2 tRNA genes and 2 rRNA genes are annotated in these 5,043 nt (G+C 50.1%); all 4 read right to left on the bottom strand.

Going from position 1 to position 5,043, the window contains the following annotated elements:
- Positions 1-24 precede the first annotated feature (24 nt).
- The 4 genes from DVY93_RS12240 to DVY93_RS12225 all read right to left on the bottom strand — a co-directional run bounded on the left by DVY93_RS12240 (position 25) and on the right by DVY93_RS12225 (position 4,997).
- Positions 25-2,881, bottom strand: a 23S ribosomal RNA gene (locus tag DVY93_RS12240).
- A gap of 337 nt (positions 2,882-3,218) precedes the next feature.
- A tRNA-Ala gene (locus tag DVY93_RS12235) sits at positions 3,219-3,294 on the bottom strand.
- Between the two features lie 8 nt (positions 3,295-3,302).
- Positions 3,303-3,379 (bottom strand) — tRNA-Ile (locus DVY93_RS12230).
- Between the two features lie 79 nt (positions 3,380-3,458).
- Positions 3,459-4,997: ribosomal RNA gene (locus tag DVY93_RS12225) — 16S ribosomal RNA — on the bottom strand.
- Together the 16S and 23S rRNA genes with 2 tRNA genes alongside form the textbook arrangement of a ribosomal RNA operon.
- Positions 4,998-5,043 lie beyond the last annotated feature (46 nt).

Raw genomic sequence — 5,043 nt, 5'->3', positions numbered from 1 at the left:
GTATACAAACCACTTGGGTGTTGTATGGTCAAGCCAAACGAGCAATTAGTACAGGTTAGCTACACACATCGCTGTGCTTCCACACCCTGCCTATCAACGTCCTAGTCTTGAACGGCTCTTTAGGGAAATCTAATCTTGAGGTGGGCTTCCCGCTTAGATGCTTTCAGCGGTTATCCCATCCGAACGTAGCTACCGGGCAATGCCACTGGCGTGACAACCCGAACACCAGAGGTTCGTCCACTCTGGTCCTCTCGTACTAGGAGCAGATCCTCTCAAATTTCCAACGCCCACGGTAGATAGGGACCGAACTGTCTCACGACGTTCTAAACCCAGCTCGCGTACCTCTTTAAATGGCGAACAGCCATACCCTTAGGACCTGCTTCAGCCCTAGGATGAGATGAGCCGACATCGAGGTGCCAAACACCGCCGTCGATATGAACTCTTGGGCGGTATCAGCCTGTTATCCCCAGAGTACCTTTTATCCGTTGAGCGATGGCCCTTCCATACAGAACCACCGGATCACTAAGACCTACTTTCGTACCTGCTCGACTTGTGGGTCTCGCAGTTAAGCGCGCTTTTGCCTTTATACTCTACGACCGATTTCCGACCGGTCTGAGCGCACCTTCGTACTCCTCCGTTACTCTTTAGGAGGAGACCGCCCCAGTCAAACTACCCACCATACATTGTCCTCGGTATTGTTATACCTGAGTTAGAACCCCAACATGACCAGGGTGGTATTTCAAGATTGGCTCCACCAAGACTAGCGTCTCGGCTTCAAAGCCTCCCACCTATCCTGCACAAGTCAGGTCAAAGTTCAATGTAAAGCTGTAGTAAAGGTTCACGGGGTCTTTCCGTCTAGCCGCGGGTACACAGCATCTTCACTGCGATTTCGATTTCACTGAGTCTCTGCTGGAGACAGCGCTGCCATCATTATGTCATTCGTGCAGGTCGGAACTTACCCGACAAGGAATTTCGCTACCTTAGGACCGTTATAGTTACGGCCGCCGTTTACTGGGGCTTCGATCAAGAGCTTCGCTTACGCTAACCCCATCAATTAACCTTCCAGCACCGGGCAGACATCACACCCTATACGTCCACTTTCGTGTTTGCAGAGTGCTGTGTTTTTAATAAACAGTTGCAGCAGCCTGGTATCTGCGACTGCCAATAGCTTACGGAGCAAGTCCTTCACCATCAGCAGCGTACCTTCTCCCGAAGTTACGGTACCATTTTGCCTAGTTCCTTCAGCAGAGTTCTCTCAAGCGCCTTGGTATTCTCTACCTGATCACCTGTGTCGGTTTAGGGTACGATTCGTTTATGACTATCGCTTAGAAGCTTTTCCTGGAAGCATGGTATTTGCCACTTCGCTGTACAAGTACAGCTTGCTATCAGATCTCGGTATAAAATAGCCCGGATTTACCTAAGCTATAAACCTACATCCTTCCACCTGGACAACCATCGCCAGGCTGGCATAACCTTCTCCGTCCCTCCATCGCATCATAAACAAGTATCGGAATATTAACCGATTTCCCATCGACTACGCCTTTCGGCCTCGCCTTAGGGGTCGACTCACCCAGCCCCGATTAACGTTGGACTGGAACCCTTGATCTTCCGGCGTGCGAGCTTTTCACTCGCATTATCGTTACTCACGTCAGCATTCGCTCTTGTGATACCTCCAGCATGCTTTACAACACACCTTCACAGGCTTACACAACGCTCCCCTACCACTTGAAAACAAATTCAAATCCGCAGCTTCGGCTCCTAGTTTGAGCCCCGTTACATCTTCCGCGCGGGCCGACTCGACTAGTGAGCTATTACGCTTTCTTTAAAGGATGGCTGCTTCTAAGCCAACCTCCTAGCTGTCTATGCCTTCCCACCTCGTTTCCCACTTAACTAGGAATTTGGGGCCTTAGCTGGCGGTCTGGGTTGTTTCCCTCTCCACGATGGACGTTAGCACCCACCGTGTGTCTCCCGGATATCACTCATCGGTATTCGGAGTTTGCATCGGTTTGGTAAGTCGGTATGACCCCCTAGCCGAAACAGTGCTCTACCCCCAATGGTGTTCGTCCGAGGCGCTACCTAAATAGCTTTCGGGGAGAACCAGCTATCACCGAGTTTGATTAGCCTTTCACCCCTATCCACAAGTCATCCCCTGGCTTTTCAACGACAGTGGGTTCGGTCCTCCGGTGCCTGTTACGGCACTTTCAACCTGCTCATGGATAGATCACTCGGTTTCGGGTCTATACCCTGCAACTAGACGCCCTATTAAGACTCGGTTTCCCTACGGCTCCCCTAAACGGTTAACCTTGCTACAGAATATAAGTCGCTGACCCATTATACAAAAGGTACGCGGTCACCCAACAAGTGGGCTCCCACTGCTTGTACGCACACGGTTTCAGGTTCTATTTCACTCCCCTCACAGGGGTTCTTTTCGCCTTTCCCTCACGGTACTGGTTCACTATCGGTCAGTCAGGAGTATTTAGCCTTGGAGGATGGTCCCCCCATCTTCAAACAGGATTTCTCGTGCCCCGCTCTACTTAATATGTTAACGCTAATGTTTCGAATACAGGACTATCACCTACTACGGTCAGCTTTCCCACGCTGTTCTTCTACATTAGCATTAATCGGCTTCTCCCCGTTCGCTCGCCGCTACTAGGGGAATCTCAATTGATGTCTATTCCTAAGGGTACTGAGATGTTTCACTTCCCCTCGTTCGCTTCTTGTACAAGTACAAGATACCTAGCTTATGCTAGGTGGGTTTCCCCATTCAGAAATCTCCGGATCACAGGATATTGCCGCCTCCCCGAAGCTTATCGCAGGCTGTCACGTCTTTCATCGCCTCTGACTGCCAAGGCATCCACCATGTGCGCTTCATTACTTGACCATACAACCCCAAGTAGTCTTTCGACTGCTAAGTGTTATACACTCTAATTAATGATAACGATATCACCTATGTTTACGCTTGATTCAGTTCTCTTTACTTTTTTAGCAATCAACCCCTGGGATAACAACTGATGTCGTTAAGAGGTTGATTACTAAGGTTAAGATGTGCGCGTGAACACGCTCATCCTAACCCAGACTCATATCTATGTTTTTAAATAGTTCCTATGCTCTCGTCGAGTCATAAGTTCTGTATAAAACAGAAAGAAGTAATCTAAAGATAAATCACTCGTTTCTATTTAATACTATTTGCACTTAAAGCTTACTGTCTGTTTATAGTGTGGTGGAGCCAAACGGAGTCGAACCGTTGACCTCCTGCGTGCAAGGCAGGCGCTCTACCAACTGAGCTATGGCCCCATGTAAAATGGTGGGTCTAGGTGGACTTGAACCACCGACCCCCGCGTTATCAACACGGTGCTCTAACCAGCTGAGCTACAGACCCTAAATACGCTTATGCTATAAACGTAAGCTTAAACTAAAGAACAACTTGTTGTGAATTCTTGCTGACCGAATGCCATCTATAAGGAGGTGATCCAGCCGCAGGTTCCCCTACGGCTACCTTGTTACGACTTCACCCCAGTCATCAACCACACCGTGGTGAACGCCTCCCCGAAGGTTAAGCTATCCACTTCTGGTGCAATCAACTCCCATGGTGTGACGGGCGGTGTGTACAAGGCCCGGGAACGTATTCACCGCGGCATTCTGATCCGCGATTACTAGCGATTCCTACTTCATGGAGTCGAGTTGCAGACTCCAATCTGGACTACGATAGGCTTTTTGAGATTCGCATCACATCGCTGTGTAGCTGCCCTCTGTACCTACCATTGTAGCACGTGTGTAGCCCTGGTCGTAAGGGCCATGATGACTTGACGTCGTCCCCGCCTTCCTCCAGTTTGTCACTGGCAGTATCCTTAGAGTTCCCGGCTTAACCCGCTGGTAACTAAGGACAAGGGTTGCGCTCGTTGCGGGACTTAACCCAACATCTCACGACACGAGCTGACGACAGCCATGCAGCACCTGTATTCTAATTCCCGAAGGCACTCCCGCATCTCTGCAGGATTCTAGATATGTCAAGACCAGGTAAGGTTCTTCGCGTTGCATCGAATTAAACCACATGCTCCACCGCTTGTGCGGGCCCCCGTCAATTCATTTGAGTTTTAACCTTGCGGCCGTACTCCCCAGGCGGTCTACTTATTGCGTTAGCTGCGTCACTAAGTCCTCAAGGGACCCAACGACTAGTAGACATCGTTTACGGCGTGGACTACCAGGGTATCTAATCCTGTTTGCTACCCACGCTTTCGAGCCTCAGTGTCAGTATGATGCCAGAAGGCTGCCTTCGCCATCGGTATTCCTCCAGATCTCTACGCATTTCACCGCTACACCTGGAATTCTACCTTCCTCTCACCTACTCTAGCCTAACAGTTTCAGATGCAGTTCCCAGGTTAAGCCCGGGGATTTCACATCTGACTTATCAAGCCACCTACGCTCGCTTTACGCCCAGTAATTCCGATTAACGCTTGCACCCTCTGTATTACCGCGGCTGCTGGCACAGAGTTAGCCGGTGCTTATTCTGCAGCTAATGTCATCGTCCACGGGTATTAACCGAGGAGTCTTCTTCACTGCTTAAAGTGCTTTACAACCAAAAGGCCTTCTTCACACACGCGGCATGGCTGGATCAGGGTTTCCCCCATTGTCCAATATTCCCCACTGCTGCCTCCCGTAGGAGTCCGGGCCGTGTCTCAGTCCCGGTGTGGCTGATCATCCTCTCAGACCAGCTACAGATCGTCGCCATGGTAGGCCTTTACCCCACCATCTAGCTAATCCGACTTAGGCTCATCTAATAGCGAGAGCAGTAAACTGCCCCCTTTCTCCCGTAGGTCGTATGCGGTATTAATTCGAGTTTCCCCGAGCTATCCCCCACTACTAGGTAGATTCCTAAGTATTACTCACCCGTCCGCCGCTCGACGCCTACCAGCAAGCTGGTATCGTTTCCGCTCGACTTGCATGTGTTAAGCCTGCCGCCAGCGTTCAATCTGAGCCATGATCAAACTCTTCAGTTTAATCTTGCTATGAAGCTCTTTAAAGAAGCTTCTAAACTTGGCTCAT

The organism is Psychrobacter sp. CCUG 69069 (genome assembly GCF_021023115.1).
Classification (GTDB): domain Bacteria; phylum Pseudomonadota; class Gammaproteobacteria; order Pseudomonadales; family Moraxellaceae; genus Psychrobacter; species Psychrobacter namhaensis.
This window is presented reverse-complemented; position numbering and strand designations above follow the sequence as displayed.